28 protein-coding genes and 1 pseudogene are annotated in these 26,627 nt (G+C 71.7%); 16 read left to right on the top strand and 13 right to left on the bottom strand.

Going from position 1 to position 26,627, the window contains the following annotated elements; all coding sequences use genetic code 11:
- Window positions 1–418: 418 nt before the first annotated feature.
- From V6U88_RS19685 to V6U88_RS19670, 4 genes and pseudogenes are all read left to right on the top strand, one after another.
- Entirely contained in the window at window positions 419–1,636 is a 1,218-nt protein-coding gene (locus V6U88_RS19685) for a hypothetical protein (protein WP_334454994.1), read from the top strand.
- The gene (locus V6U88_RS19680; RefSeq protein ID WP_334454992.1) at window positions 1,629–2,210 is read left to right on the top strand and encodes a hemerythrin domain-containing protein; all 582 of its coding nucleotides are present in this window, start codon (window positions 1,629–1,631) and stop codon (window positions 2,208–2,210) included. The genes V6U88_RS19685 and V6U88_RS19680 overlap by 8 nt, the downstream gene beginning before the upstream one ends.
- 41 nt (window positions 2,211–2,251) lie before the next feature.
- Window positions 2,252–3,150, top strand: a pseudogene (locus tag V6U88_RS19675) (SDR family oxidoreductase).
- A gap of 228 nt (window positions 3,151–3,378) precedes the next feature.
- Window positions 3,379–3,954 carry a TOPRIM nucleotidyl transferase/hydrolase domain-containing protein gene (locus V6U88_RS19670; RefSeq protein WP_334454991.1) on the top strand — a complete coding sequence of 192 codons (576 nt, stop codon included), beginning with the start codon at window positions 3,379–3,381 and terminating at the stop codon, window positions 3,952–3,954.
- Window positions 3,955–4,075: 121 nt separating this feature from the next.
- Here the strand turns inward: V6U88_RS19670 and V6U88_RS19665 are convergent, their stop codons facing one another.
- On the bottom strand, window positions 4,076–5,047 hold the full coding sequence (locus V6U88_RS19665) for a quinone oxidoreductase family protein (protein WP_334454989.1): 972 nt from the start codon (window positions 5,045–5,047) through the stop codon (window positions 4,076–4,078).
- Between the two features lie 256 nt (window positions 5,048–5,303).
- Here V6U88_RS19665 and V6U88_RS19660 point away from each other — a divergent pair, with 256 nt between their 5' ends.
- Entirely contained in the window at window positions 5,304–6,347 is a 1,044-nt protein-coding gene (locus V6U88_RS19660; protein WP_334454987.1) for an endonuclease/exonuclease/phosphatase family protein, read from the top strand.
- Here the strand turns inward: V6U88_RS19660 and V6U88_RS19655 are convergent.
- The 3 genes from V6U88_RS19655 to V6U88_RS19645 all read right to left on the bottom strand — a co-directional run bounded on the left by V6U88_RS19655 (window position 6,334) and on the right by V6U88_RS19645 (window position 8,619).
- Entirely contained in the window at window positions 6,334–6,693 is a 360-nt protein-coding gene (locus V6U88_RS19655; protein WP_334454985.1) for an MmcQ/YjbR family DNA-binding protein, read from the bottom strand. The two genes, V6U88_RS19660 and V6U88_RS19655, sit on opposite strands and share 14 nt — an antisense overlap.
- 80 nt (window positions 6,694–6,773) lie before the next feature.
- On the bottom strand, window positions 6,774–8,060 hold the full coding sequence (locus tag V6U88_RS19650; protein WP_334454984.1) for an MFS transporter: 1,287 nt from the start codon (window positions 8,058–8,060) through the stop codon (window positions 6,774–6,776).
- Window positions 8,061–8,136: 76 nt separating this feature from the next.
- On the bottom strand, window positions 8,137–8,619 hold the full coding sequence (locus tag V6U88_RS19645; RefSeq protein ID WP_334454982.1) for a hypothetical protein: 483 nt from the start codon (window positions 8,617–8,619) through the stop codon (window positions 8,137–8,139).
- Between the two features lie 180 nt (window positions 8,620–8,799).
- On the opposite strand from V6U88_RS19645, the gene V6U88_RS19640 reads away from it, so the two are divergent.
- From V6U88_RS19640 to V6U88_RS19625, 4 genes are all read left to right on the top strand, one after another.
- Window positions 8,800–9,258 (top strand): SRPBCC domain-containing protein, encoded by a 459-nt coding sequence (locus V6U88_RS19640; RefSeq protein ID WP_334454980.1) that lies wholly within the window; start codon window positions 8,800–8,802, stop codon window positions 9,256–9,258.
- Entirely contained in the window at window positions 9,255–9,605 is a 351-nt protein-coding gene (locus V6U88_RS19635) for an ArsR/SmtB family transcription factor (RefSeq protein ID WP_334454979.1), read from the top strand. The genes V6U88_RS19640 and V6U88_RS19635 overlap by 4 nt, the downstream gene beginning before the upstream one ends.
- Window position 9,606: 1 nt before the next feature.
- Complete coding sequence (locus V6U88_RS19630; RefSeq protein ID WP_334454978.1) at window positions 9,607–10,050, top strand: SRPBCC family protein; 444 nt, start codon at window positions 9,607–9,609, stop codon at window positions 10,048–10,050.
- Between the two features lie 247 nt (window positions 10,051–10,297).
- Window positions 10,298–11,248: an NADP-dependent oxidoreductase gene (locus V6U88_RS19625; RefSeq protein WP_334454976.1), complete on the top strand. Its 951-nt coding sequence runs from the start codon at window positions 10,298–10,300 to the stop codon at window positions 11,246–11,248.
- 142 nt (window positions 11,249–11,390) lie between these two features.
- Here the strand turns inward: V6U88_RS19625 and V6U88_RS19615 are convergent, their stop codons facing one another.
- The 4 genes from V6U88_RS19615 to V6U88_RS19600 all read right to left on the bottom strand — a co-directional run bounded on the left by V6U88_RS19615 (window position 11,391) and on the right by V6U88_RS19600 (window position 14,721).
- The gene (locus V6U88_RS19615) at window positions 11,391–12,179 is read right to left on the bottom strand and encodes an ABC transporter permease (RefSeq protein ID WP_334454974.1); all 789 of its coding nucleotides are present in this window, start codon (window positions 12,177–12,179) and stop codon (window positions 11,391–11,393) included.
- On the bottom strand, window positions 12,176–13,156 hold the full coding sequence (locus V6U88_RS19610; protein WP_334454972.1) for an ATP-binding cassette domain-containing protein: 981 nt from the start codon (window positions 13,154–13,156) through the stop codon (window positions 12,176–12,178). The genes V6U88_RS19615 and V6U88_RS19610 overlap by 4 nt, the downstream gene beginning before the upstream one ends.
- A 145-nt stretch (window positions 13,157–13,301) precedes the next feature.
- Window positions 13,302–14,147 carry a DUF4097 family beta strand repeat-containing protein gene (locus V6U88_RS19605; RefSeq protein WP_334454971.1) on the bottom strand — a complete coding sequence of 282 codons (846 nt, stop codon included), beginning with the start codon at window positions 14,145–14,147 and terminating at the stop codon, window positions 13,302–13,304.
- A gap of 37 nt (window positions 14,148–14,184) precedes the next feature.
- Window positions 14,185–14,721: a ribbon-helix-helix protein, CopG family gene (locus V6U88_RS19600; RefSeq protein ID WP_334454970.1), complete on the bottom strand. Its 537-nt coding sequence runs from the start codon at window positions 14,719–14,721 to the stop codon at window positions 14,185–14,187.
- Between the two features lie 153 nt (window positions 14,722–14,874).
- On the opposite strand from V6U88_RS19600, the gene V6U88_RS19595 reads away from it, so the two are divergent.
- A complete protein-coding gene (locus V6U88_RS19595; protein WP_334454969.1) occupies window positions 14,875–16,731 on the top strand; it encodes a glycoside hydrolase family 15 protein in 1,857 nt (618 codons plus the stop codon).
- Here V6U88_RS19595 and V6U88_RS19590 read toward each other — a convergent pair.
- Entirely contained in the window at window positions 16,726–17,364 is a 639-nt protein-coding gene (locus tag V6U88_RS19590) for a hemerythrin domain-containing protein (RefSeq protein ID WP_334455011.1), read from the bottom strand. The two genes, V6U88_RS19595 and V6U88_RS19590, sit on opposite strands and share 6 nt — an antisense overlap.
- A gap of 139 nt (window positions 17,365–17,503) precedes the next feature.
- Here V6U88_RS19590 and V6U88_RS19585 point away from each other — a divergent pair, with 139 nt between their 5' ends.
- Entirely contained in the window at window positions 17,504–18,127 is a 624-nt protein-coding gene (locus V6U88_RS19585; protein ID WP_334454968.1) for a TetR/AcrR family transcriptional regulator, read from the top strand.
- 54 nt (window positions 18,128–18,181) lie between these two features.
- Here V6U88_RS19585 and V6U88_RS19580 read toward each other — a convergent pair whose 3' ends face one another.
- Window positions 18,182–18,370 carry a hypothetical protein gene (locus V6U88_RS19580; RefSeq protein WP_334454967.1) on the bottom strand — a complete coding sequence of 63 codons (189 nt, stop codon included), beginning with the start codon at window positions 18,368–18,370 and terminating at the stop codon, window positions 18,182–18,184.
- A 97-nt stretch (window positions 18,371–18,467) separates the two neighbouring features.
- Window positions 18,468–20,021 carry a glycerol-3-phosphate dehydrogenase/oxidase gene (locus V6U88_RS19575; protein ID WP_334454966.1) on the bottom strand — a complete coding sequence of 518 codons (1,554 nt, stop codon included), beginning with the start codon at window positions 20,019–20,021 and terminating at the stop codon, window positions 18,468–18,470.
- A gap of 46 nt (window positions 20,022–20,067) precedes the next feature.
- Here V6U88_RS19575 and V6U88_RS19570 point away from each other — a divergent pair, with 46 nt between their 5' ends.
- Together V6U88_RS19570 and V6U88_RS19565 are read left to right on the top strand one after the other, a co-directional pair.
- Window positions 20,068–21,630, top strand: a complete 1,563-nt coding sequence (locus tag V6U88_RS19570) for an FAD-binding oxidoreductase (protein ID WP_334454965.1) — start codon at window positions 20,068–20,070, stop codon at window positions 21,628–21,630.
- Entirely contained in the window at window positions 21,631–22,494 is an 864-nt protein-coding gene (locus V6U88_RS19565; protein ID WP_334454964.1) for a diacylglycerol/lipid kinase family protein, read from the top strand.
- Window positions 22,495–22,559: 65 nt separating this feature from the next.
- Here the strand turns inward: V6U88_RS19565 and V6U88_RS19560 are convergent, their stop codons facing one another.
- Window positions 22,560–23,153, bottom strand: a complete 594-nt coding sequence (locus V6U88_RS19560) for a TetR/AcrR family transcriptional regulator (RefSeq protein ID WP_334454962.1) — start codon at window positions 23,151–23,153, stop codon at window positions 22,560–22,562.
- A 112-nt stretch (window positions 23,154–23,265) separates the two neighbouring features.
- Here V6U88_RS19560 and V6U88_RS19555 point away from each other — a divergent pair, with 112 nt between their 5' ends.
- The gene (locus V6U88_RS19555) at window positions 23,266–24,684 is read left to right on the top strand and encodes a WGR domain-containing protein (RefSeq protein WP_334454961.1); all 1,419 of its coding nucleotides are present in this window, start codon (window positions 23,266–23,268) and stop codon (window positions 24,682–24,684) included.
- Window positions 24,685–24,867: 183 nt separating this feature from the next.
- Entirely contained in the window at window positions 24,868–25,545 is a 678-nt protein-coding gene (locus V6U88_RS19550) for a poly-gamma-glutamate hydrolase family protein (RefSeq protein ID WP_334454959.1), read from the top strand.
- Between the two features lie 120 nt (window positions 25,546–25,665).
- Here V6U88_RS19550 and V6U88_RS19545 read toward each other — a convergent pair whose 3' ends face one another.
- Window positions 25,666–26,217 carry an alpha/beta hydrolase gene (locus V6U88_RS19545; protein WP_334455009.1) on the bottom strand — a complete coding sequence of 184 codons (552 nt, stop codon included), beginning with the start codon at window positions 26,215–26,217 and terminating at the stop codon, window positions 25,666–25,668.
- Here V6U88_RS19545 and V6U88_RS19540 point away from each other — a divergent pair.
- Window positions 26,176–26,535 (top strand): hypothetical protein, encoded by a 360-nt coding sequence (locus V6U88_RS19540; RefSeq protein ID WP_334454957.1) that lies wholly within the window; start codon window positions 26,176–26,178, stop codon window positions 26,533–26,535. The two genes, V6U88_RS19545 and V6U88_RS19540, sit on opposite strands and share 42 nt — an antisense overlap.
- Window positions 26,536–26,627 lie beyond the last annotated feature (92 nt).

Here is a 26,627-nt window from a genome sequence, read left to right as displayed (position 1 = left end):
AACCGTCGGTCAGGGCAAGGGTCAGACAGCCGGGTGACCGCTCCTACATCCTCACTGTCAGGGTAGGACGACCTCGGGTCAAGACATGTGCCCTCCAGTGGTCCACTCCCCTACGACTTCCGTCGAGGCGGGGGCCGATCGCCAGCGGAGGCGTCATGTCGGCAGCAGCGCTCCCCCCACCCCCGACAGAGCCGGTGTGGACACCGTGCCGCGACGTGACCGGTCAGCACCTCCCGCTCAGGTTCCGGGGCGTGCCCGCCGTGGCGCGCCACCGTGACGCCCCTCGGCCCGGCCGTCGCACCACTGTTAGTGAGCCTCTCTCGGCGTGACCTCCTCGACACGGACAGGAACCGCTGGGCGGTGTTTCCCTCCCATACACCCGGGTAGGCCCTACTCACCCCGCATGAATGGAGAAGGCATGTTCAATCCGTTGGATCACAAAGGGATCCCACTGGAGAGCCAGATCCGCAACTGGCGTGAACTGAACGTCGAGCCGATCGACCCGGAGGCGGTCGACCCGTACACGCGGTGCCGGATCATCACGATGAACGGCATCGAGGTGGAGGCGATCAACTTCCAGCACCAGTTCGCCCGCAACTGCCCGGACCAGGAGGTGCGCCGGCAACTGGCCTACGTCCGGTACGTGGAGAGCCAGCAGCAGCGGGTGGTGAACTGGCTGCTGCCCGGCGTGGCGAGCGTGCTGGAGACGACGCTCGGCTACGAGCAGGTGGCGGTCGACCTGACGGCGTGGGTGGCGCGACACGAGCCGGATCCGTACCTGAAGCAGGCGTACGAGTTCGGCGTGCTGGAGGACTTCGACCACCTGTACCGGTACGCCAACCTCTACGAGATGGTCGAGCGGCGTAAGGCCGAGAAGATCGTGAACGGGCTGACCGAGGTCATGCCGGGGCGGCCGACCGTGCAGGAGCACCGGCACCCCTTCGACGAGGTCCGCACCCCGTACGACCGCAACTCGGTGGACCCGCGCTCCAAGCTGCACGCGCTGACGATCCTCTCGGCCGAGCAGCAGGTGATGTTCTACTACATGAACGTCGGCCCGCAGTACATGGAGCCGATCGCCCGGCAGCTCTACCAGGAGATCAGCCTCATCGAGCAGGAGCACGTCACCCACTACGAGTCGCTGTTGGACCCGGGCGAGAACTGGTGGGAGCGGCTGCTGACGCACGAGTACAACGAGTGCTGGCTCTACTATTCCTTCCTCCAGCAGGAGAGCGACCCGCGGATCAAGGCCGTCTGGGAGCTGCACCTGCAGATGGAGCTGGCCCACCTCCAGCAGGCGGCCGACCTGCTGCGCCGGCACGACGGCCGCGAGCCGGAGGAGATCGTCGGCAGCGCCGGCCTGCCCGAGCCGCTGACCTTCGAACCCAACAAGGAGTACCTGCGCCACCTGCTGGCCACCCAGATCGACCTGACCAAGCTCGGTGAGGGCTACGTCCGGGAGGCGCACGAGCGGTTCGAGTGGATGCAGCAGCAGCTGCACGACGGCCAGCAGCCGCCCAGCGAGCAGGTCGTCGACATGCACCGGGAGCGGTTCGGCGACGAGTACCGCATCGAGACCGAGGGGCCGCATCCGGTCGAGGGGCTGCGCGCCCGGGAGGGGAGCCGCAGTGCCTGACACCGACGCCCCGGCCACCCCCGGCCCAGAGGAGGACGTGGTCGACCTGCTGCTCGCCCAGCACGCGCAGATCGAGCAGCTCTTCCTGCTCGTCATCGGCAGCACCGGCGAGACCCGGCGCGACGCCTTCGACGACCTGGTCAAGCTGCTCGCCGCGCACGAGACCGCCGAGGAGGAGGTCGTGCACCCCCTCGCCCGGAACCTGCCCGGCGGTGGCGGCGACGCGATGGTCGACGACCGGCTCGACGAGGAGCGGCAGGCCAAGGAGACGCTGAAGACGCTGGTCGCGGGCGGCGTGGACGCGGACGGCTTCGACACCGGGATCATCCTGCTGCGCGACGCCGTGCTCACCCACGCCCGCTACGAGGAGCGCTACGAGTTCCCGCAGCTGCGCCAGCACGTGCCGGCCGACCGGCTGCGCTCCCTGGCCGCCGCCGTACGCGCCGCAGAGGCCACCGCGCCGACCCGGCCGCACCCGAGCGCCCAGTCCGCCAAGGGCAACCTGGCCGCCGGCCCGGCGCTGGCGGTCATCGACCGCGTCCGCGACGCGGTCCGCAAGCCGTCCGCCAGCTGACCCCTGCCGGCCCCGCGGAAGTAACCAGAAAGGACAGAGCGTTGAGCGGCAACCAGTATCAGGAGCAGGACCCCAAGGAGCAGTACCGCGGGCCCGACGAGCAGACCGGTGGCCAGCAGTCGCCCCCCGGTGCCACCCGGGAGATGCCGGACGAGCCCGACCACGGCGAGGAGAGCTACCAGGGCACCGGCCGGCTGACCGGCAAGCGTGCGGTGATCACCGGCGGTGATTCCGGCATCGGCCGGGCGGTCGCCATCGCCTTCGCCCGCGAGGGCGCCGACGTGCTGATCGCCTACCTGCCCGAGGAGGAGGACGACGCGCGGCAGACCGCGCAACTGGTCGAGAAGGCCGGTCGCAAGGCGGTGACCGTCGCCGGGGACATCCGCGACGAGGCGCACTGCGAGGAGATCATCTCGCGAGCGGTGAGCGAACTCGGTGGCCTGGACATCCTGGTCAACAACGCGGCGTACCAGATGTCGCAGCCGGGCGGCATCACCGACATCAGCACCGAGCAGTTCGACCGGGTCCTGAAGACCAACCTGTACGCAATGTTCTGGCTCTCCAAGGCGGCCGTGCCCCACCTGCGGCCCGGCTCCACCATCATCAACACGGCGTCGATCCAGGGTTACCAGCCCTCCCCGACCTGCTCGACTACGCCACCACGAAGGCCGGCATCATCGCCTTCACCAAGGGCCTCGGCGAGAACCTGGCCGAGAAGGGCATCCGGGTCAACGCGGTCGCCCCCGGACCGATCTGGACCCCGCTGATCCCGGCCACCATGCCGGAGGAGAAGGTCGAGTCGTTCGGCAAGGACGTCCCGCTGGGTCGCGCCGGCCAGCCGGCCGAGCTCGCCCCGGCGTACGTCTTCTTCGCCTCGCAGGAATCTAGCTACATCACCGGCGAGGTGCTCGGCGTCACCGGCGGCAAGCCGCTGGCCTGACGTCCACCCGATCCGTCGACCGGCCGCCCACCCCTCGGTGGGCGGCCGGCGCCGTGACGGTCGCCGACTCGATGACCTCGCCGCGGTCGACCGCTGGGGTCGGCACAATCCCGGTGGCGCTCCGGAGCGGCCGTTGCGAAACTCTCAGCTGTGCGAGAGCCCGACCGTTTCCGAGCCGCCGTCAGCACGTGGGCGGCCGGCGGCACCGACTCCGCGGCGGCCGCCACCGTGGCCCGCGAACTGGCCGAGGACGGCCTGACCACGGTCGTCCTCGTCGAAGGGGTCAGCGACCAGAGCGCGGTGGAGGCGCTGGCCGCTCGGCACGACCGAGATCTGGCCGGCGAGGGCGTGTGCGTCCTGCCGATCGGAGGCGCGATGGGCGTCGGTCGGTTCCTGCGGCTCTTCGGCGCGCAGGGGCTCGCCGTGAACCTGCGCGGGCTCTGCGACGAGGCCGAAGAGGGCTACTTCCGGCGCGGGCTGGAGCAGGCGGGTGCCGGTGCCGGCCTGACCCGGTCCGGAATGGAAGCGCTCGGCTTCTACGTGTGCGTCGCCGATCTCGAGGACGAACTGATTCGCGCCCTCGGCACGACGGGGGTCGAGCACGTCCTCGAAGTCGAGCAGGATCTGGCGAGGTTCCGGGTCTTCCAGAACCAGCCCGCGCAACGCGGGCGGGCGATCGAGCGGCAACTGCGCCGCTTCATGGGTACGACCAGCGGTCGCAAGGCGCGGTACGCCCGCGCGCTCGTCCGCGCCCTCGACCCGCACCGCATCCCCCGGCCGCTGGATCACCTGCTCGCCGGCTAGGGCCGGATACGGCGGTCTGACCATCACGACCTGGGCGGGCGAGCGCGTCGTCGCGTGGGCGGTGCAGAAGTTCAACCTCGCCACGTGGACCGGCAGGCATACTCGGGCCGACGAGGTGGGGTCAGACCACCGTGAGCATCAGCCTGCCCACGAAGGAGGTCTGCAGGCGACGGTGCGCCTCCGCCGCCTGCCCCAGCGGGAACTTCTCGGCGACGTGCACCTGGAACGGTCCCGCCTCGATCAGCTCGTTGAGGCGCTGCAGCTGCCGAGGACCGGTCTCGCCGTCGTACGCCCGGACCGTCACACCGGGCCGCTCGCCCGGTTCCGGTTGCACCCCGTGGGGGTACCCGAGCACACCGCCGTCGCGCAGCGCCTCGGTGAGCCTGTCCAGCGTCCTGCCGCCGACCATGGCCAGCAGGCCGTCGACGCCGTCCGGCGCCACCTCCCGGATCCGCCCGAGCACCTGGTCGAGGTCACCGTGACCGTCGAGGGCCACGTCGGCGCCGAGGCGGGTCACCAGCGCCACGCCCTCCGCCCCGGACGCGACGGCGACCACGTTGAGGCCCTGCCGCTTGGCCAACTGCACGGCCAGGTGACCCTGCCCGCCGCTCGCACCGAAGATCAGCAACCACGCGCCGGCGGAGAGGCCGAGCACGTCCAGGCCCGTCAAGGCGGTCAGCGCGTCGGTGGGCATGGCCCCCGCGTGCTCCACCGGCAGGCCCGCCGGCAGCTTCGCGACGTACTGCGCCTTGGTCGCCGCGTACTCGGCGTAGAAGCCGCCCTTCGGCCGGGTGTAGCCGTACACGTAGATCAGGTCGCCCACGGCGACGTTGCTCACCTGCGAGCCGACGGCGGCGACGGTGCCGGCGGCCTCGGCGCCCGGCACCATCGGGAAGGAGGCGCCTTCGGGCACCAGCGCGCCCTCCCGGTGCAGGGCGTCCCACACCCCCACGCCGGCGCTCCACACCTTGATCAGCACCTCGTCGTCGGCGATCTGCGGCACCGGCAGCATGCGCAGAGTGATCACCTCCGGGCCGCCGAACTCGTCGAAGGCCGCGGCCTGCATCCGCTCCGGCACGTCGCCGTCTGCCATCTGAAATCCTCTCCGCCCCGCCTGTCGTGCCGGCACCGGCATCGTCGAACGCAGCATGCCGTGCCCCCGTCGCCGCGGGTTCCGGCCCGAGCGCCGTTCACCCGGTCGGGCTACCGGCCGCGCGCCCGCCCGGCCCGCGCCGCGGACGCCTCCTGTCCCTGATCCCTTCGGCCTGCAGGGGTCCTGCGATCGATCGGCAGCGGTAAGATCGCTGCCACCCCGGCGAAGACTGTCGCCTCCCCCACCCGGAGTCCGCATGTCCGCGCAGCCAGCCGCCGACGTCACCCGCTCCCGCAGGGGTCGTCTGCTGCGTGGTCCAGCCCCGGTCGGTTTCCTTCGCCGGTGCCTGGCCGATCGTTCGTACCGAGGTCTGCGCCGAGCCCTGGCCGTCGTGTGCCTGATCGCCGCCGCCGGGGTGCCGGCCGGATCGTCGGTGGCCGACACCACCGGATCGACGGCCCTACGGGTGCTCCAGATGAACCTCTGCAACAGCGGCCGCGCCGGCTGCTACACGGGCCGATCGGTGACCGAGGCCACCGAGGTGATCAGCGCCGAGGTACCCGACCTGGTCACCCTCAACGAGATCTGTCAGGACGACGTGGCCACGCTGGAGCGCGCGTTCGCGGGCGTCCACCCCGGCGGCCCAGTCGTCTCCGCCTTCAAGGCTGCCGGTGACCGCCCCAGCGGCGCCGTCACCCGGTGCCGCAACGGCCAGCCGTACGGGATCGGACTGCTGACCCGCCTTCAGGCCCCGTACCCGGGACACACGGTGCACAGCGGGATCCACCCGACGCAGGACGTCACGGACCCCGAGGAACGAGCCTGGCTCTGCGTCCACGTCCCCGGCGCCCTGCACGCCTGCACCACACACCTGGCGGCCACCAGTGCCACCGTCGCGCTCGCCCAGTGCGCCCACCTGCTCGACACCGTGGTGCCGATGATCCGCAGGAGCGCCGGATACGCGCCGACCGTGCTGGGCGGCGACCTCAACCTCCGGTACGGCGGCTCCCCCGACGTGCGGTCGTGCGTGCCGCCGGGCTATCTGCGGATCGACGACGGCGCGGTGCAACAGCTCATGGCGACAACCGACGTCACGATCTGTTGCAACAGGTCGGTGGGCATGCGCGGGGCGACCGACCACCCAGGGCTCCTGGCCACCCTCACGATCGACGGCCGACGACCCGCCTGGGCCGGCACCGCGCTGCGCCGGACACCGGTCCGCGTCGCCTTCGGGCCCGCCGGGTCACCGAGCAGGCTGTTTCCCGGCAGCACCGGTCAGGCGGCCGTCAGCGGTCGCTGACGAGCGCCTCCGGGGCGCGCATCCGCCAGGCATCGGTGACCAGCTCCCGTAGGCGCTCGACATCGACCTTCGCCAGCCGCAGCATCACCAGCGGCCACCCGTCGTAGCCGGGCGTGGTGAAGAAGAGGTCGGGCTCGCCGAGCAGGAGGGCCTGCTTCTCGGCCTCGTCGCCGACGAACAGCACCGCGATGTCGGTGCGGATCACCCGTGGCTTTCCGGGCCTGCGCTCGGGGTAGGACCAGACGAAGCCTTTGTCGGCGACCCGGAAGTCGAAGCCGTCGCTGTCGTTCTCCACGACGTGCGGCAGGGCCAGGGCTATGCGGCGGACATCGTCGGCGTCAGCCATCGGCGTCCCTCCCGGGTCGGATCCTCACAGGGGTGGAGGCTACGCGTCGGCACCGACATCCACACCGAGGATGCGGTCAGTCAGGGGTCGCCGGTTCCGCCGCGCCCACGGCGGTGAACGAGGGCCACACCTCGCTCGGGGTGCGGTCGTTGTGCGGCCGGCGGCGCCGTCCCGCCGATTGAGGACGTCGCCGCCGAACTGCGCTCCGCTGTGCGCCGCGTCGCGGGGCGGTAGCCTGCCCAGACCGCGGCGGCCAGGCAGATCGCGGCGGCCGCGAGGAGCGTCAGGCGGTCGCCGAGGTGAACGGTCGCGGAGCCGAGGGGGATCGCCAGCGCGATGGGACCGAACATCGCGGTGTTGGCCGTCCCGGCCACTCGGCCGAGCATCGCTGTGGGCGTGTGGGTCTGCACTGCGGTCACCGCGGCGACCAGGGCCCAGGGCAGGCCGATGCCGACGGCCACCGAGGCGGCCACCGTAGCGGGCCACCAGGGTAGGCAGCGGACCAGGCAGCCGACGGCGAACAGCGTCGTGCCCGCGACGCCCACGGTGACCGGGCTCCATCGGGCGATGAGCCGGCCGACGACGAGGCCGCCGACGATGGAACCGGCGCCCTGCGCGCTGAGCAGCACACCGAGGAACGTCGTCGGTAGGCCCAGCTCCTCGGTGACGACCGCGTAGGTGGCGGCCGTCGTGAAGCCGGACATGGCGATCGACACGGCGGCGAGCGCCACGGTGACGCGCGTGGCCCGCTGCGCGAGCAGCATGTCGAGCCCCGCGCGCACGCCGCGTCGCCGCTGGGTCGGCGGCTGGGACGGCGTCTGCTTCAGTCGTACGGCCGCGTACAGGAGGGCAACCAGTACCGGCATCGCCGCGCTGAGCAGGACGACCGCGTGTCCGCCGCGCCACGCGTAGAGGCCCGCGCCGACCAGGGGCGCCACGAGCTTCATGCCCTCCTGGGCACTGGAACGCCAGCCGTTGACGTCTCCGAGTTCCGTCGGCGACAGCGCGGAGGGCAGCAGCGCCGACTCGCCCGCGTCGATCAGTACGTAGCTGACGCCGTAGGCGCAGGACACCAGGAAGATGAGCCACGTCTGGCCCGGTCCCCGAACCGTGAGGAGACTCAGCAGCACAGTGGCCAGTGCGAGGTTGACCGCCATGACCAGCGGCCGCCTCGGCGCCCGGTCGAGCAGGCCGCCCAGCCAGGGACCGGCGAGGACCGGGGCGTACACGCAGAGCCCGGCGAGGGCCGCGAGGCTGGTCGAACCGGTGAGGTCCAGAATCCAGATTCCGGCCACCAGCGACATGGCACTGCTGCCGAAGCCGGACAGCAGCGAGATCGCCACGAACAGCCCCGCGTTGCGTCGCATGCGCTCTCCAAGGTTGAGCCGAGAGGACTCAAATCCTCAACCTTGAGCGGGAGCCAGGCAATATCGCTCGAACCTGTCAAGGTTTCGTTGACAGAAGCCCGCCCAATCTCGTGGCGACCGCCTGCACCGGCGCCGGCAACCGTTCACCTCCCGCCTGCGTCAGGTCGACCGCGAGCAGCGCGGCCAACGCGTACAGGGAACCCGGATCGGCGTCGAGGGCCACCTCCGCGGTCTTCCTCACGAGAGCCGCACGCCGGAACCGCGTGTCCCAGCGCCGGTCCGCGTCGATCCACCGCTGAAGGTCGAAGACCGCACTCCGGATGGCCGCGATCCGTGTCGAGTACGCGAGGTCCCGTTCCTGTCGGCGCGATCGTCGTACGGCCGCCAGGCGCTGCCGGCGCTGCTCGGCGGCCTGCCGACTGCCGAGGCCGAGAGCGGCAGCGATCTGAGCCCACGTCGCACCCGCGTGGCGCGCCCGGTCGATCAGCTCCAGCTCGCGCTCGTCCAGCCGGGCGCGCTCGGTCCCGACGTGGGCCAACTGGGTCACCTCGGGCGTCATCCGTCAACGTTACATTGACAGACTCCCCTGCCTTCCGTGCTGGCCGGCCGCGCCGGAGGGCTGCCGACCGGCGCGCAGCAGCGTGCCCGGACGCGCTCGTCGAAGCGCAACAAAAGGTTGCGCTTCGATATCCGACTGTTGTAGGTTGACGCAACCAAAGGTTGCGAAAGGTTGATGAGCATGGAGTACGGAACCATCGAGCGCGACATCCACGTCGACGCTTCACCCGAGGTGGTCTTCGAGGTGATCAGTCGGCCCGAGCACATGCGGGAATGGTGGCCCGACGACGCACGGTTCGCGCCGGTCGCGGGCGCACCCGGCGAACTCGTGTGGCGCAACGCCGATACCGGCGAGACGACGACCGTCGCCCTCGCCGTCGTCGAGGTCGACCCGCCGAAGCGATTCTCCTTCCGGTGGTGCTTCGCGGACCCTGACCGGAGTGGGCCCTCGCTGCTGGTCACCTTCGACCTGCTCCCGACGGGTCCGGGGACCCGGATCCGGATGACCGAGACCGGGTTCCGCGAGATGGGATGGGAGATCGCCCTCCTCGAGGAGCAGTACCACGACCACGAGACCGGCTGGGACCACTACATCCCCGCGCTGGGCACGTACGTCACGCGGCTGGTATCCACCTCATGAGCACGGCGGTCGACGACGACCTGTGGTCGGCCATCGGCGACCCCGTCCGGCGCAGGATGATCGACCTTCTGCTCGCCGAGGGTCCCGGCACGGCCACGTCACTGAGTGAACGACTTCCCGTCACCCGCCAGGCCGTCTCGAAGCACCTGGCCGTCCTGGGCCGGGTCGGTCTGATCCACTCCGCGCCGGCCGGCCGCGAGCGTCACTACCAGGTCGACGAGGCGCAGCTCGCCCGAGCTGTCGCCCAGTTGTCGGCGGTCGGCGCCACCTGGGACGCCCGACTCCGCCGGATCAAGCGGATCGCCGAGGCGATCGAACGCAACCGCACCGACAACCAAGGAGAATGAAATGGTCGACATCCTGCACCGGGTCGGCGTCGTCGCTCCGCTCGACGACGTCTACCGCGCAGTGGCAACCCCAGACGGCCTCGCGGGCTGGTGGACGACCGACACGGTGGGCACCAGCGAGGTGGGCGGGCGGTTGGCCTTCCGGTTCGGCGACGTCGGCGGCTTCGACATGGAGGTCCTGGAGCTCGATCCCGCCGGCCGCGTCCGGTGGCGGGTCACCGCCGGCCCCGAGGAATGGGTCGGAACCGAGATCGACTGGCGTCTGGACCAGCGCGGCGAGTACACGATCGTTCAGTTCAAGCACGAGGGCTGGCGCGAGCCGGTCGAGTTCATGCACCACTGCAGCACCAAGTGGGCGACGTTCCTGATGAGCCTCAAGGAGCTCGTGGAGACCGGGCGGGGCAGGCCGGCGCCGGACGACGTCTCGATCAGCGATTGGCACTGATCGCGGCGACCAGGCTCCCGCCCGACTCCGGCAGCAGCGGCGGTGCTACGCCGCCGCCGACCACGCCGTGCCGCTGCCCCTCGGCGGCCCTGGCCCGGTCGGTTGCGGCGCGTGACGGGCGAGGATTGCGGAAGTCCGGCAGGCTGCCACCGAACCTTCGGATAATGCGGGAGTGAGGCGGTGTGCCGTCCCCAGCAGGGCGGTCGGCGGGCCGATCGAGATGCGGTCCGGAAGGAGCAGCCGTCGGATGAGCACGATGCATGCCGTGAGAGCTCACGCCAGGGGCGGTCCTGAGCAGCTCGTGTACGAGGAGGTGCCACGGCCCGAGCCGGGGCCCGGTGAGGTGTTGGTCGCCGTGAAGGCCGCTTCCATGACACCCCATGAGCTCACCTGGCCGGCGACCTGGACGCACAGCATGGACGGGTCAGGACCCGAGCGCACCCCGATCATCCCGTCGCACGAGTTCTCCGGAGTCGTCGCGGCGTCGGGGGCCGGGGTGGAGAGCCTCACGGAGGGAGAGGCCGTCTACGGGTTGATTCCCTTCACGCGCGACGGGGCGGCCGCCGAGTACGTCGTCCTGCCCGCGGACGTCGTGGCGGCCAAACCCGCCACCGTCGACCATGACCACGCCGCAGCGCTGCCACTGGCCGCGCTGAGCGCCTGGCAGGCCCTGGTCGACCACGCCGACCTGCAGGCCGGCCAGCACGTGCTGGTGCAGGGCGGCGCCGGCGGCGTGGGGAGCTACGTGGTGCAGCTCGCGGCCGGCCTCGGTGCTCACGTGAGCGCCACGGCGGCGGCGGCCGACCTGGAATTCGTCAAGGATCTCGGTGCCGAGCAGGCCATCGACTATGCGCAGGACCGCTTCGAGGATCACGTCCGCGACGTGGACATCGTCGTCGACCTGGTCGGGGGATCCACCCAGTCGCGGTCGTGGTCGGTCCTGAAGCCGGGCGGCATCATGGTCACGCTCTCCACGCCTCCCGACCAGGAGGAGGCGGCTCGGCACGGTGTCCGGGGGGTGTTTTTCGTCGTCGAGCCCGACCGGGACGCGTTGCGCTCCATCGCCGAACTCGTCGACAACGGCCGGTTGAGGCCGGTGCTGGACCGCGTCCTGCCCCTCACCGAGACACGCTCAGGTTATGAGGCGCTCGAGACGGGCAAACGCCGCGGCAAGATTGTCATCCACGTCGCCGACTAGGGCGGGTCCTGCCGATGGCGCTTCTGCAAAGGCCGGTGGTCGCCCGCCGTTGCTGCCCCCCGGGCTGCAACGGCGGGCGACCTGGTCCGAGCGTTCCGGGATGACGTGCCGGATCCCGCGAGCGCGCAGAGGTGGTACACGCCTAGCGGGCAGCCCGCTTGTGGAACGAGCGCTTGGCCCACAGGTAGGACAGCAGCGAGATCGCCGCACACCAGGCCAGCGCGATCGTCGCGCTGTTCCCGATTCCTGAGTCGAGCAACAGCCCGCGCAGCGTCTCGATCACCGGCGTGAAGGGCTGGTAGTCGGCGAACCACCGCAGGCCGGCCGGCATCGTGTCGGTCGGCACGAAGCCGCTGCCCAGGAACGGCAGGAGCGTCAGGAACATCGGGGTGTTGCTGGCGGTCTCGACGCTGTCGCTGACGAGGCCGAGCGCGACCGACAGCCAGATCAGCGCGAACGCGATTGCGGTGAGCATGCCGGCGGCGGCGAGCCACTCGATCGGGGTGGCGGTGGGGCGGAAGCCGATGGCCAGTGAGATGGCGAGCACCACGGCGATGCAGAGCAGGGTCTGCACCAGGCTGCCGAGGACGTGTCCGGTCAGCAGGGAGGCGCGGGAGATCGCCATGGTGCGGAAGCGGTCGACGATGCCCTCGGTCGTGTCCATCGCGATGGAGATGGCGGTGCCCTGCGCGGCGCCGGTCACGCTGAACAGCAGGATGCCGGGCACCAGGTAGTTGATGTAGGCGCTGCGGTCGCCGCCGCCAGGGAGTCCGGCACCGAGCGTCGCGCCGAAGACGTAGACGAACAGCAGCAGGAAGACGACGGGGAGGCCGATCAGCATCGCCGTCAGCGAGGGGTAGCGCTGGATGTGGCGGATCTGTCGGCGGAACATGGTCGCCGAGTCGGTCAGGGTGTAGGCGAGGCTGGTCATCGGTGTCCCTCGGTGCTGTCGTGTCCTGCGGCGGCGGATGCGGGCGTGCCGGTGAAGGCGAAGAAGACGTCGTCCAGGTCGGGGGTGTGGATCGAGAGTTGGTCGACCTCGACGTGCGCGTCGTCGAGTCGATCGAGCACGGCACGCAGTGAGCGGACGTCGCCGTCGCTGGGGATCTGCAGGGTCAGGGCGTCCTCGTCGCGCTGGGCGACGGAAAGTGCGCGGGCGGCGGCGTGCAGCGCGGTGGGGTCGGTGAAGCGCAGCAGGATGTGTCCGCCGGGGATGCGGCGCTTGAGTTCGTCGGGGGTGCCCTCGACGACGATGCGGCCGTGGTCGAGCAGGGCGATGCGGTCGGCGAGCTGGTCGGCTTCGTCGAGGTACTGGGTGGTCAGGAACACGGTGACGCCCTCGGCGACGAGTCCGCGGATGATCTGCCACATCGCGTGCCGGCTGCGGGGGTCGAGGCCGGTGGTGGGTTCGTCGAGGAAGATCAGCCGCGGGCCACCGACCAGGGTCATGGCCAGGTCGAGACGGCGGCGCATGCCGCCGGAGTAGACGGAGGCGGGCTTGCGGGCCACCTCACCGAGGTCGAAGCGGTCCATCAGCTCAGCGATGCGGCGTCTGCCCTCGGTGCGGCCGAGGTGGTGCAGGTCGGCCATCAGCTTGAGGTTCTCCTCGCCGGTGAGGAGATTGTCGACGGCGGAGAACTGGCCGGTCACGCCGATCGCCGCCCGTACTCCGTCCGGCTTCTTGGTGAGGTCGTGGCCGGCGACGCGGATCGATCCGGCGTCGGCGGGCACCAGGGTGGACAGGATCCGCACCACGGTGGTCTTGCCCGCGCCGTTGGGTCCGAGCAGCGAGAAGACCGTTCCCTCGCTGACCATGAGATCGAGGCCGTCGAGGACGACCTTGTCCCCGAACGTCTTGCGCAGGCCGGACACCGAGATGGCCGGCCGCGTCGCGGTCGTTACCGCCATTGCTTCCTCCACTGATCGAGGCTTTGCACGAATACGGAGGCGCACGTCATCGCCGGTCAGGCCGCACGGGCCGGACCGGGACACGAAGGTGCGCGTCATCCCCGGTCGTGGCGGACGCCCGCGACCGGTCACACAGGTGGTGGGATCAGGAGCGGTGGATGGCGATGTCGCCGAAGGCGGTACGAGCCCGCACCTCGGCCTTCTCGTCGGTGTCGGCGGGACCGGCGGTGGCGTCCAGGTCGTTGCGAACCTTGCCGAACTGGGTGTGCAGGTCGAGCCGGGCCGCGGTGCCACGCCGAATCCCGACCTGGATGCGCCCGGCCGCGGTGCGCAACGTCGCCGATCCGCGGACCAGCTCACCGATGCGGATGTCACCGTTGGCGGTGGTCGCCGTGACCGAGGCGGCGGCGTGCTCGGCGGCGACGTGGCCGTTCGCGGCGTTGACCCGCAGCTCGCCAGCCGCCTCGCCGATCCAGGTGTCGCCGTTGCCGTTCTTCAGCACGGCGCGCCCGCCGACGGCGCGGACGCTGAGCTTTCCGGAGCCGGTGGTGACCTCGGCGTCGCCTGCCACGTTCTCGGCGATGGCCGCGCCGAAGCCGGTGTGGAGGCTGAGTTTGCCGGTGTCCTCGACCTGCAGGTCGCCGGCGCCGGTCTTGAGACGGCAGTCGGCCAGCGAGCCGGAGCAGCTGATCGCGCCGACGCCCAGCTTGCCGTCCACGCCGGAACCGGCCGGTAGGTCGATGGTCACCTCGACCGAGCCGGTCTTGCCGAAGATGCCGAGGCCGGGTTGCCTGGGGCCGCGGACCACGAGGCGGCCGGAGGCGTACTCCACCCGGGTTTGCGCGGCCGCGCGCACATCGCGGTCGTCGGATTCGTCGGCCGGCCGCACCTGCACCACGCTGTCGGTTCGTGGACCGGCGGTGATCCGCACCTCGCCGACGATGAGTTCGACCGATGCCGAAATCGGTCCGGGGGTGTCGAAGGATGGCATGCTGCTCCCTCTCGGGTAGTCGGTGGGGCCGGCGCTGCTAGCGCACCCAGCCGGTGAAGCGCTGACCGCCGGTGGCGGCGGATCGCCGGGGCGTGTCGGCCCGGTGCTGCTGGTTGTCGGTGTCGACGGCAGCGGCTGCCGCCCGGATCAGCCAGGTGTTGATCGAGACGCCGGCGCGGGCGGCTGCGTGCTCGACGCGCGCCTTGAGGTGCTCCGGCAGGCGCAGGCTGATCCGCACGGTCGCCTCGTCCTCGCCGTCCGCGGGTGGTTGCGGCACCGGACTCGGCGGGGCCGCCGCTGCCGCCTCCGTGTCGTCGGCCCACTGCTCGGCCGGCGGTGGCGTCACCACGAAGCTGGGCTCCCGGTCACGCAGGCGCAGGTCAACCGAACCGGGCGCGAGATCGCGAGTGATCTCGGTGGCCGCTTCGGAAAGCGCGTCCAGCAGGGCGAGGCGGACGGCGGACTCCAGCGGTGCGGTGAGCCGCTCGGCCAGTTCCCGGGCGTCGTCACCGCCCGCGGCGGCGGCTACCGCGAGCTGATGGCGGATCGCGTCGACGTAAGCGCGGAGTTCCATGACGCCACTATGGCATCACCTTGATGCCATGCGCAAGGAAAGTGATGCCACCGCGCCCAGGGTTTTCATTCGAGCCAGGCCGAGCGTGGGTCGGGAAAGTTCACCCGCGCACGGTCACGGGAATGCTCCCGGCCGGTCCGGGTAGTCGGGCGGGTGCCATACGCATCCATTGGTGACCATGGGTTCTTGGCCGATGGCCTCAGCGCTGTCCTGGTAGACCGTGGTGGCTCTGTCAACTGGTGGTGCCCCACACGCTTCGACGGCCCGTCGGTGTTCGGACGACTGCTCGACGAGGGTGCCGGGCATTGGACGATCCGACCCGAGGGCGACTTCGGCGTGGAACGCGCCTACCTGGCCGGTTCACTCGTGCTCCGTACCGTTTTCACCACACCGACCGGATCCGTCGCGGTGACCGACGCCCTGGCGTTGGCGCCGGGGGCGCGGGGCCATGACGTGGGGTGGGGCTCGCCCCGGGTGCTGGCGCGCGTCGTGCGCGGGCTCTCCGGCGAGGTGCGGATGGGCGTGCACTACCGGCCACGGTTCGAGTACGGGCGGGTGACACCGCGCCTGATGCAGCAGGATGGTGCCCTGGTCGCCACCGCCGGCGCAGATCGCCTCGACCTGCGTGCCAGCACACCCCTGTCGCCTCGCTCGGGTGAGGCGACAGGGACGTTCACCGTGCGCGCCGGAGAGGTTCAGAATTTCACCCTCGGCTACGCGCCGGCGTACGCCGCCGCACCGCCCGCCGTGTTGGAGGCCGAACAGGTCGTGGCGAACGCGGTCGCCGGCTGGCGCTCCTGGGCCGGCCTGCACCCCTACCAGGGCCGGTATGCCGAGCAGGTGCAGCTCAGCGCGTTGGTGGTGCAGGGCATGACGTACCGGCCAAGCGGCGCCGTGGTGGCGGCGGCGAGCACCTCCCTGCCGGAGGAGTTGGGCGGGCAGCGCAACTACGACTACCGCTACGTGTGGGTGCGGGACTTCAGCTTCACCCTCGAGGCGCTCTGGCGGACGGGCTGCTCGGAGGAGGTCAGCCGGCAGTTCGGGTGGATGGCCCGGTCGATGGGCGTGGCCGAGGAGTCGACGGTGCCCATCATGTACGGCGTCGAGGGCGAGCGTGATCTCACCGAACACAGCCTTGAGCACCTGGCCGGGTACGCCGGCAGCCAGCCGGTGCTGGTCGGCAACGACGCGTGGCGGCAGCGGCAGACCGACGTGCTCGGGGAGGTGCTCTGCGCGGCCTGGCTGATGCGGGAGCACCTCGACCCGATGGAGCCGGAGATTCGTCACTTGCTGCGGGCGATGGCCGACCGGGCGGCGCGGGAGTGGCGGCTTCCGGACTCCGGGATGTGGGAGGCGCGGGGCCCGGAGCAACACTACGTGTCGTCGAAGGTGCAGTGCTGGACGGCCTTGGACCGGGCGGTCCGCTTCGGGCCCCGACTCGCCGCCCGCGAGGACATCGCTCGCTGGGCGGCGGCCCGGGACGAAGTGCGACGAGCGGTGCTGACCCACGGCTGGAACGACCGGATCGGGGCCTTCACCGGCACCTTCGACAGCGATGATCTCGATGCCTCGGCGCTGCTGATGCCGCTGGTCGGGTTCCTGCCCGGCGACGACCCCCGGATACGCTCCACGATCAGGGTGGTCGAGCAACGGCTGGCCCACGACGGCTTGCTACGTCGCTGGGCGGACGATCCCGCCGGGTTCCTGATCTGTTCCTTCTGGCTGGTGGGCTGCCTGGCGCTGGCCGGCGAGCCGGAGCGAGCCGCCCACCTCTTCGAGCGGCTCGCCAACCAGGTCAACGACCTGGGCCTCTTCGCCGAGCAGCTCGACCCGTTCACCGAACAACCGCTCGGCAACTTTCCGCAGGCCTTCTCGCACATCGGCCTCATCAACGCAGCCGTGGCACTCACCGACATGGACGCCGGGCACCGGACACTGTCCCCGTCGCCGGAGCGGGGCATCCCCGCCGACTGGAGCGCACGGTCACCGGGCGGCGTAGGGAAACTATGAGTGCGACGCGGGCCCGCGCACGGTGCGCAGATGGCTGCGGTAGAGGCTGCGGCCGACCAGTCGCCACATGAGCCGGGCCGGTCCGGGCAGTTCGTGCAGGAACCACCGGCGCTCCGCATCGGTGCCGTCCTCCAGGACGGCACCGGCCAGCAGCAGCCCCGACCTCGGGTTCTTCGGCAGGTGCTTTTCGGCGTCCTTGACGGCGGCGGTCCACTCGTCGACCGTCAGGTGTTCCCGGATGAGGGGTAGGACTTCGCGTTCTTCGAGGTCCAGGTGCTCCTGCAGGACGGGGTGCAGTGCCACGAGCAGCGCCACGATCCGGTCCCGCGTGGGGACGTCGGCCTGTCCGCCCCATCGCTGGATCAGGGGACGCACCTCGGTGACGAGTTCGTCGACGGTGTGATGCTGGCGCTGCATGACGTCGACGATGTCCGTGGTCACCTCCGTTCGCCGCGCGAGGTTCGGCCAGATCAGCCGGTCCTCGCTGTCGTGATGCGTGTGCAGGAACCTCAGCTGCAGCTCGGCGTGGGCCGCGACGCGCCGGGCGCGGCTGCGGTCGCCCGCCGGGACCCCGGCGACGATCTCCGGCAAGAGCCGGAACTCCCGACGGAGCGCCTTGTGGATGACGATCATCTGCGCCACCTCCGGCTTGCGCCGGGGCGCTGTCTCATCGATGCGCACCGTGTACCCCTGCCTGGCTGCCGAACAATTGGGGTAATGGTACATGCATTGAATACACATGCAGACACCTGAACTTGGGTATGCTCGGCCGGTGACCGAGCGGCGCAGCTACATCTCGCCCCACCGCGACAAGGCGGCGGCAGCGACCCGTGCCGCCGTGCTGGACCACGCCACCTACCTGTTCGCCGAACACGGCTACGCCCGCGTCACGGTCGCCGACATCGCCGCCGCCACCGGCGTGGCGGTGAAGACGGTGTACGCCAGCGTCGGCAACAAGGCCGAGATCCTCGACCGGATCGTCGACAACGCGGTGGCCACGTCCGGTTACCTGCAGACCGTCGAGCAGATCCGCGAGCTACGCACCCTCGACGAGGTGCTGCAGGCGCTCGCGCACGGCACCCGGGTCGGCAACGAGAGCCACGCCGCCGTCCTGACGGCCGTGCGCAAGGCCCTGCCCGTGCACGAGTCGGGCGAGGCGCTCTGGCAGCGGGCGACGTCGGCCTACCGGCAGGCCCTGCACGTCGTCGCCGCACACCTGGAAGCCCTCGGGCAGCTACCGCGATGGCTCGACGCCACCCAGGCCGCCGACCTGCTCTGGCTGCTGTTCGGACCCACCAGCTGGCACACCCTCGTGGCCGAGTCCGGCCGGACCTGGGCGGCCGCCGAGGCGTTCCTGCACCGCACCGCCGTCGCGGCCCTGACCCCTTCCCCCTGAGGGTGGGGATCGTGCGGGCCTGGTAGCTCGCGGTGCCAGGTACCCATGCAGGGTTTACAGCCGGGCGCCTGCCCCGACGGCCAGCACCAGAAGCAGCAGGGCGCCCATGGCGGCGCTGAGAACGGCGACTCGCGACGCCCGCACGGGACGGGCCGCCAGCCGGTGCGTCCCGAAGGCGTACACGGCACCGCCGCACGCCGACAACGCGGCAACGGTCATCAGGAGCAGCACGCCGTCCGGCATCACATGACCGCCTTCCCTCTCGTGCCTCACACCCAGCCAACCTCCCCTCGCCGTCGAGCGCCTGAAAACCCGCGGAACAGCAGGTGTGCGCGGGATTTCACCCGCTCGCCGACGCGGGGTTCGCCGTGCCCTCGGCAGCCAGCGCGAGAACGTCGCGCGCCACGGGCAGCGCGGCCTCGCGGTGCGCCGGGACGAGTCCGATCCGGGTGCGTCGGTCGAGCAGGTCGTCGACGGTGAGGGCGAGTTCGTGGCGGGCGGCCCAGAGCAGTTCGGCGCCGGTGACCGGAATGTCGGGGCCGATCGGCCGGCGGAGTTCGGCCGGCGCCTCGGCCAGCACGGCGACCGCTTCGGTGCCGTACCGCTGGACGAGCCGGCGTGGCGCGGGAACCCGGGCCAACTGGGCCCTGCTCGCGGCGCCGGGCAGCGGGAGACGGCGGGTGCGGCAGGCGCCGGCGGCGAGGCGGCGCTGGCGGACGGCGGTGTCGACGGCGTCCTCCGCCATCCGTCGGTAGGTGGTGAGCTTGCCGCCGACCACGCTGATGATCCCGTCCGGGTCGTCGATGACGGCGTGCCGTCGGGAGAGGTCGGCGGTCCGGGCGTCCGCGTCGGCGAGCAGCGGGCGGAGTCCCGCGAAGGCGCCGAGCACGTCGGTGGGTCGCAGGGGCTGGTCCAGGACGCTGTTGAGCACGTCGAGCAGGAATGCGACGTCGGCGTCGGCGGGCTCCGGCACGTCCGGCACCGGTCCGTCCACCGCTTCGTCGGTCAGCCCGGCGTAGACCAGACCGTCGGTCTGGGGCAGCGCGAAGACGTAGCGGGTGAACTGCCCGGGTACCGGGATGGTCAGTCCGGTCCAGAGCCCGCCCAGGCGGGCGGCGGACAGGACGATGTGGGTGCCGCGGGACGGGCGCAGGCGTACGTGCGGCGTCAGGCTGCTCGCCCACACTCCGGCGGCGTTGATCACGACGCGCGCGGTGACGTGCAGCCGGGCCCCGGTGAGGGTGTCCTCGATGGTGGCGCCGTCGCGGTGCAGTTCGGTGGCCCGGCAGCGGGGCAGGATGCGGGCAGATCGCGCCGCGGCGGCGCGGGCCAGGCCGACGACCAGGCGGGCGTCGTCGCAGAGCTGGCCGTCCCAGGACAGGTGGGCTCCGCGGAGACCGGCCGGGCGCAGCGCCGGTGCCATCGCGCTCGCCTCGGCCGCGCCGAGCCGGCGGGTGCCCGGCAGGGTCCGGCGGGAGGTTCCGGCACAGGTGCGCAAGAGGTCTCCGGCGCGCAGGCCGGCCGCCGCGGCGCGGTCCTGCCAACCGGTGGTGTAGCCGGTCGCGGCGAGCAGCATCGGCAGGGGGCGCGTCAGGTGCGGGGCGGTCCGGGTCAGCAGGACGTGGCGTTCGACGGCGCTCTCGTAGGCGACCCCGACCTGGCCGTGGGCGAGGTAGCGCAGGCCGCCGTGGACGAGCTTGGAGCTCCACCGGGAGGTGCCGTGGGCGAGGTCGTTGGCGTCGACGGCGACCACGGACAGGCCGCGGCTCGCGGCGTCGAGCGCCACCCCGGCGCCGGTGACGCCGAGCCCGACGACGAGGACGTCGACGACGTTGCCGGCGGCCAGCTCGGCCAGGTCCCGGTCACGGCCTGCGCCGGTCAGCGATGCGTTCACACGCCCTCCTTGCGCTCAAGTGACATCCGATGTAACTCTGTCACACATGGATGTACGAGGGGAAGCGTCGACCGCCGGCTGGGCCCGCTGGGGAACCGCGAAGGACGTGCAGCTGCCGGACTCCGCGTCGCGCCTGCTGGCGCAGGTGCTCGACCTGACGCCCCCGCCGTCGGTCGTGGCACTGGCGGCGGTTGCGGTGCCGGACTGCGAGCTGGACGGCGCGGTCCTCGACGCGCTGCGGCAGGTGGTCGGCGACGGGCACGTGATCACCACCCAGGAGGTCCGGGTACGCCACGCCTCCGGAATGTCGACGCCGGACCTGCTGCGGGAGCGACACGGTGACGTGCGCGTGGCCCCGCAGGCGGTGATCCGCCCGGCCGACCACCGCCAGGTGGTCTCCGTCCTCGACCTCTGCTCCCGGCTCGGGGTGGCCGTGGTCCCCTTCGGTGGCGGCACCTCGGTGGTGGGTGGGCTGACCCCCTCCGCGCCTCGGCACGTCGTCCTCGACCTGGGCCGGCTGAACCAGGTTCTCGCCGTCGACCCGGTGTCCCGGACCGCCACCCTGCAGGCGGGGCTGCGCGCCCCGCAGGCCACCGAGCTGCTCGCCGAGCACGGATTCACCCTCGGCCACGTCCCCCAGTCCTACGAGTACGCCACCATCGGCGGATTCGCCGCCACCCGCTCGTCCGGCCAGGCGTCGGCCGGCTACGGCCGCTTCGACGACATGGTGATGGGGTTGACCGTCGCCACGCCCCGGGGCACCGTCCGGGTGGGCCGGGCTCCCGCCTCGGCCGCCGGTCCCGACCTGCGACAGCTCTTCCTGGGCAGCGAGGGCACGCTCGGCGTCATCACCGACGTCACCGTGCGGGTACGTCCGCTGCCCGCGCGGTCACATTACGAGGGCTGGCGGTTCGAGTCGTTCACCGACGGCCTGCACGCGGTACGGCGGCTGGCGCAGGACGGACCGCGACCCACGCTGCTGCGGCTCTCCGACGAGATCGAGACCATGATCGGGGCGGCCGGCTCCGGACGCTCGGAGGGAGGCTGCCTCCTGGTTGCCGGGTACGAGGGCGCGGAAGTCCTGCCCACCGTCGAGGCCGCCGCCGATGTGCTGGCCGCGCACGGCGGGGTGCCGCTGGGTGAGGAGGCCGGGCAACAGTGGGCACGGCACCGCTTCGACGCCCCCTACCTGCGGGACGCGCTGTTGGACGCCGGGGCGTTCGCGGAGACGCTGGAGACCGCGGCGTACTGGTCGGCGCTGCCGGAGGTGCACGGCCGGGTCCGCCAGGCGATCCTCGACGCGCTGCCCGACGGGGCGCTGGTGCTGGGCCACGTCTCCCACGTCTACGAGACCGGCGCCTCGCTGTACTTCACGGTGATCTGCTCGCCCGGATCGGACCCGATCGGCCGCTGGCGGACGGCGAAGGCGGCGGCCAGCGAGGCGATCGCCGCCACCGGCGCCACGATCAGCCACCACCACGGAGTCGGCGCGGACCACCGCACCTGGTACGCCGCCGAGATCGGAGACGTCGCCGTGGACCTGCTCCGGGCGGTCAAGCAGCACCTGGACCCGGCCGGCATCCTCAACCCCGGCATCCTGGTGCCGTAGGTGCGCGCCTTCACCGTGATCCTCGGGCCGGCCGCGCGCCGAGGACTGTCCCGCGTGATGCCGGTGGCCCACCAGCTCCGCGCCGCCGGCGCGCGGATCCGGGTGGAGTACACGCAGACCGTCGAGCAGGCCCGCCACCGCGCCGCCGCCGCGGTGCGGGACGACGAGGTGGTCGTCGCCGCCGGCGGTGACGGCACCATCCGGGTGCTCGCCGGCGTGGTCGCCGACCTCGGCGGCCTGCTCGGCGTCATCCCGGCCGGGCGCGGCAACGACTTCGCCCGCCAGTTGCGGTTGCCACACTCCCCCGACGCCGTCGCCGACCTGCTGCTGCACGGCCCGCCCCGGCACCTCGACGTGCTCCGCGTCGCCGGGCAGACGGTCGTCGGCAGCGTCTACACGGGCGTCGACGCGGCCGCCAACGAACTGGCCAACCGGTCGCGCCTGCCCGCGTCGCTGGTGTATCCCACCACCGGGCTGCGAGCGCTGCTGCGCTGGCCGCGGACCCGGTACACGATCACCGTCGACGGCCGGACGGAGGAACTGCACGCCTACACGGTGGTGGTGGCCAACTGCGGGTACTACGGCCGCGGGCTGCACATCGCCCCGACGGCGCGGCCCGACGACGGCGCGCTGGACGTCGTCGTGATCCGGCACGCGCCGAAGCTGCTGTTCCCGGTCGTGTTGCGGCAGATGCGCGCCGGCGGGCACCTCGGACGCCGGCAGGTCACGTCCTACCGCGGCAGCTCGGTCACGGTACGCGCCGACCGGCCGGTGGTCGCGTACGGCGACGGCGACCCGGTCGGCCGGGGCGACCGGATGCACGTCGAGCTCCGCCCCCGCGCACTGCGGATCATCTGCGGCTAGGGCATTGGTCGAAGCCGGTCATCGCCACCCCGCCGATGGCACCGCGAGCGGCTTTCGACACCGACCTATTCCGGCCGCAGGTAGCCGTCGACCAGGCGGGCCAGCTCGCGGTCGAACTCGGCGACCGGCACGTCGTCGGCGACCGTGCGGAGGGACAGCACGAAGGACTGCGTGGTCAGGTAGACCATGCGGGCCAGCACCTCGGCGTCGTCGGCGCGGATCGAGCCGTCCTCGTGACCGTCGACCAGCGCCGCCACGAGAAATTGCAGCATCTCGTCCTGGCCGTTGCCGCGCCGGTCGAGCAGGTACGGCAGCAGCACCTCGGGATCGACGTCACGGATCTTGCACAGCAGCGGGTGACCCCGCAGCACCCGGGCCGCCGACACCACCCGCGAGACCAGGCGGGACCGGGCCGAGCCCGCGTTCCCGTCGTCCGCGGCCTCCATCAGCACCTGATGCCACTCCCGGCTCATCAGGTCCCCGATCAGCGACTGCACGTCCGGCCAGCGCCGGTAGACCGTCATCCGCGAGACCCCGGCACGGCGCGCCACGTCCGTCAGCGTCGTGCGACGCACCCCGTAGGCGAGGACGCAGTCCCGGGCAGCGTCCAGGACCGCGTCGTCGACGCCGCGCTCGCCGGGCTGGCTCACCTCCACCACGCGGAATGTCTACCACGCTCCCAACCGATCTTGTCGGTGGCGGTGGTTAGCGTGTGCTCACTGTCGCCGCGCCGGCCACGTCGGGCCGGTCGCTGACCCCTCGGAGGCCCCCATGTCGCAGGAGACGACCTACCTCGAACTGTCCGAAGTGGACGGTACGCACAAGTTCTACGAGGTCGTCGTCGAGGACGCCACCCTGACCGTGCGCTACGGCCGGATCGGCGACCAGGGCCAGGTCAAGGCAAGCGCCTACCCGGACAACGCGCGGGCCCGGGCGGCCGCGGCGAAGAAGATCGGGGAGAAGATCCGCAAGGGGTACGCCCCGGCGGTGCCCGGCGTCAGGCAGAAGCGCAGCGTCTCCCGGCGCCAGATCGTCAGCACCCGCTCCACCGCCCGCACCGCCCCGGTGCTCTGGCGCTACGACTCCGGCGCTCCCGCCTTCGGCATCTTCGTGGACGGGCAGCACTGCATGGTGGGCAACGAGCACGGGGTGATCACCACCCTCGGCCACGACGCCCAGGTGCGGAGCCAGGTCCGCCTCCCCGACGGGGTGAAGTGCATCGTCGCCGACGACGCCTGGATCTACGCCGGCTGCGACGACGGCAACGTCTACGACCTCTCCGGCAAGGTGCCCCGGGTGGCGTACGCGATCGCCCCGGAGATCGACATCTACTGGCTGGACATCCACGACGGCGTCCTGGGCGTCTCGGACGCCGACGGCGGGATCGCCGCCATCGACCACGAGGACGAGTTCCTCTGGCGCCGGCCCGGTCGGGGCCGCTCCGCCTGGATGGTGCGCTGCGACACCGACGCGCTCTACCACGGCCATTCGCAGGGGGTGACCGGCTACGACTGGCGTACCGGCGGCGAGCTCTGGCACACCAGGACCGGCTCGGTGCTGTTCGGGTGGCAGGAGCGCGGCAGCGTGTTCGCCGGGACGAGCACCCGCGAGGTGGTGCGGCTGGCCAAGGACGGCCGGGTGGAACGCAGCTACCGGTGCGACGCCCCGGTCTTCTCCTGCGCCACCGCGGAGGGCGGCCGGTACGTCTTCGCCGGCGACAGCCAGTCCTCGATCTACTGCTTCGACGCGGCGGGCACCCGGCTGTGGAAGCTCGGCACCGGCTGCGGCTCGGCGTACTCCATGCAGTACCACGACGATCGGCTCTACGTCGTCACCACCGGCGGCCATCTGGCCTGCATCGACGCCAGCGAGCCGGCCATCCGGGCGGCCCAGGTCGGCGACGTGCCGCAGGTGCGGGACGTCAAGGCGCCCCGCCAGGCACCGCGGACCGTGGAGCCGACGGTGCTCGAGGTGACCAGCGACGCCGGCGCGGGCGTCGTCGTGCAGTGCCTGGACGATCGGGGGCGGCTGCGGGTCCAGGTGGTTTCCGACGGCTACCGGCGCGACTGGTCGGTGCAGTTCCCCAAGGGCATCCGCGAGCCGGGCGCCCGCTACCTGGTGACCGAGGTCCGCGAGTCCGGCCGAGGTGGGTTCTACCGGGCGTACGGCGACATCCGCCGGCTGCGCTGAGCGGCCGTTCGGACCGGCCGGGATCGGCAACGGATCGCCCGCCGTCCTGGTCCTGGCCCCGCGCGGGCTCGGACGACTGGGGCGTTGTCGAGGCCCGATGGGTCGGCGTCGGATTAGGCTGCGAACGGTGAGCGGACCGTCGCGAGGCACGATCGGCAGCTCCGGCCGACGCCATCGGATCGGGTGGCGGTGTCCCGACATCCTCGACAGGGCCGGCATCTTGAACCGGGGGTAGTGGTGGGTGACCGGTACGACTCCTACGCCGAGCTGGCCGCCGTCGAGGAGGAGGGCGTGGACTACACCCGGACGGTGCTCGACCTGCCGTCGACGTCGTGGGCAGCCGTCGCGATCCACGGCGGCAGCATCGAAGAGGGCAGCGGAGAACTGGCGCTGGCCGTAGGCGACGGACTGATGGCCACCTACGTGTTCGCCGGCATCAGATCCCGACACAACTCCGATCTGCACATCACCTCGGTCGACTTCGACGATCCGCAATGCCTGGCCGTGGTCGGAGGAGCAGACAACACCATCTCCTTCCACGGCTACACCGGCCCTGCCGACGAAGCCGAGACCGCCGTCGGGGGCATGGACAGCGACCTTGCACGAGCAATCGCGACCGCGCTGGCCAACAGCGGGTTCACGGTCACGTCAGGTTCGAGGGAGATATCCGGAACCAACCCCCGCAACATCTGCAACAAGAACCGGCGAGGCGCCGGGGTGCAGCTGGAGCTGTCTCAAGCCCTGCGCAGGTCGTTCTTTCCCGGCGGCGATCTGTCGCGGGCGACCAGAGAGTCGGGGCAACGGACGCAGCGCTTCCACGACTACGTGGAGACCGTCAGGTCGGTGGTCGGGGCACCCTGACCCGGCCCGCGGCAGGGCGCGACGGCTTCCCCGGCGAGGGGACGCAGGAACGGCACACACCCTCTGCTGTGCCGCCGGTGGCGGGATGGCGGGGGGTGCATGGCAGGTCCCAGGTGGGCGTCAGTTGCCCGCGGTGGCCTCGGTGACGAGGTTGGCGATGACGTCGGGGTGTGAGACGGCGACGGAGTGCGATGCGTTCCTGACCTGGATGGTGTGGCGGGAACCGGCCCGGTCGGCCATGAACTGCTGGGCGGCGACGGGGATGTTGTTGTCGGCTCCGGCGAGCACGAACCAGGACGGGATCGACTTCCAGGCGGGCGCGCCGGAGCCCTCGCCGAGAGCGGCGTCGCGGATCGGGCGCTGGGTGGCGGCGGCGAGGGCGGCCTCGGCGGGCGGGAGATCGGCGGCGAACTGGCGGTGGAACGCGTCCTGCCTGATGTAGAGATCGTGGCTGCCGTCGCCCAGCGGGACCGGCGGAGCCAGGGCGTCACCGAGCGTGCTGCCGGGGAACTGGCTGGACAGGCCGAGGGCGGTTTCCCCGGCGTCGGGGGCGAAGGCCGCGACGTACACCAGCGCCTTGACGTCGGGGTTGCCCACCGCGGCGTTGGTGATCACCGCTCCGCCGTAGGAGTGGCCGACGAGTACGACCGGGCCGGGCTCCGTGGCGAGCAGCTGCTTCAGGTAGTCGGAGTCGGAGGTCAGGCCGCGCAGGGGGTTCGCCGGGGCGACGACCCACGCTCCACCACCGAGGCAGCGCTCTCCTCTGTCGACCTGCAGAAGATCATGGCCCCGGTCGACGCCACCAACGTCTGGGCCGTCTTCAAGGCGTACCTCGACGCCGTGGCCGCCCAGGCCGCCGATGAACTCGTCCCGCGTTGGAACCAGCGTCTGGGCGGCGCCGACCTGTTCACCCTGCCGAACGCTTGGGCAATGGCCGAGGCCCTCCGGCTGGACTACGGCAGCATGGGTCCGTTCGGTATCGCGCCCTGATTCGCCCAGCGACCCCGCACCGGCCGCGCGGCGCGTACCCCCGCTGACGCCGCGCGGGCCGGCTGTGCCGCGCGTCGGAGCGGCACAGCCGG

It is taken from the genome of Micromonospora sp. CPCC 205739 (assembly GCF_036906795.1).
In the GTDB taxonomy this organism is placed as follows: Bacteria; Actinomycetota; Actinomycetes; order Mycobacteriales; family Micromonosporaceae; genus Micromonospora.
Note: the sequence above shows the minus strand (reverse complement) of the source record. Positions and strands in the feature narration are given on the sequence as shown.

Bases quoted from the DNA above. Each gene is read 5' to 3' on its own strand.
- V6U88_RS19635 (WP_334454979.1), top strand. From the start codon at position 9,255: ATGAGCACGGCGGTCGACGACGACCTGTGGTCGGCCATCGGCGACCCC.
- V6U88_RS19640 (WP_334454980.1), top strand. From the start codon at position 8,800: ATGGAGTACGGAACCATCGAGCGCGACATCCACGTCGACGCTTCACCC.
- V6U88_RS19555 (WP_334454961.1), top strand. From the start codon at position 23,266: ATGTCGCAGGAGACGACCTACCTCGAACTGTCCGAAGTGGACGGTACG.
- V6U88_RS19570 (WP_334454965.1), top strand. From the start codon at position 20,068: ATGGATGTACGAGGGGAAGCGTCGACCGCCGGCTGGGCCCGCTGGGGA.
- V6U88_RS19685 (WP_334454994.1), top strand. From the start codon at position 419: ATGTTCAATCCGTTGGATCACAAAGGGATCCCACTGGAGAGCCAGATC.
- V6U88_RS19645 (WP_334454982.1), bottom strand. From the start codon at position 8,619: ATGACGCCCGAGGTGACCCAGTTGGCCCACGTCGGGACCGAGCGCGCC.
- V6U88_RS19605 (WP_334454971.1), bottom strand. From the start codon at position 14,147: ATGCCATCCTTCGACACCCCCGGACCGATTTCGGCATCGGTCGAACTC.
- V6U88_RS19630 (WP_334454978.1), top strand. From the start codon at position 9,607: ATGGTCGACATCCTGCACCGGGTCGGCGTCGTCGCTCCGCTCGACGAC.
- V6U88_RS19625 (WP_334454976.1), top strand. From the start codon at position 10,298: ATGAGCACGATGCATGCCGTGAGAGCTCACGCCAGGGGCGGTCCTGAG.
- V6U88_RS19580 (WP_334454967.1), bottom strand. From the start codon at position 18,370: ATGCCGGACGGCGTGCTGCTCCTGATGACCGTTGCCGCGTTGTCGGCG.
- V6U88_RS19590 (WP_334455011.1), bottom strand. From the start codon at position 17,364: ATGATCGTCATCCACAAGGCGCTCCGTCGGGAGTTCCGGCTCTTGCCG.
- V6U88_RS19665 (WP_334454989.1), bottom strand. From the start codon at position 5,047: ATGGCAGACGGCGACGTGCCGGAGCGGATGCAGGCCGCGGCCTTCGAC.
- V6U88_RS19615 (WP_334454974.1), bottom strand. From the start codon at position 12,179: ATGACCAGCCTCGCCTACACCCTGACCGACTCGGCGACCATGTTCCGC.
- V6U88_RS19610 (WP_334454972.1), bottom strand. From the start codon at position 13,156: ATGGCGGTAACGACCGCGACGCGGCCGGCCATCTCGGTGTCCGGCCTG.
- V6U88_RS19660 (WP_334454987.1), top strand. From the start codon at position 5,304: ATGTCCGCGCAGCCAGCCGCCGACGTCACCCGCTCCCGCAGGGGTCGT.
- V6U88_RS19650 (WP_334454984.1), bottom strand. From the start codon at position 8,060: ATGCGACGCAACGCGGGGCTGTTCGTGGCGATCTCGCTGCTGTCCGGC.
- V6U88_RS19600 (WP_334454970.1), bottom strand. From the start codon at position 14,721: ATGGAACTCCGCGCTTACGTCGACGCGATCCGCCATCAGCTCGCGGTA.
- V6U88_RS19655 (WP_334454985.1), bottom strand. From the start codon at position 6,693: ATGGCTGACGCCGACGATGTCCGCCGCATAGCCCTGGCCCTGCCGCAC.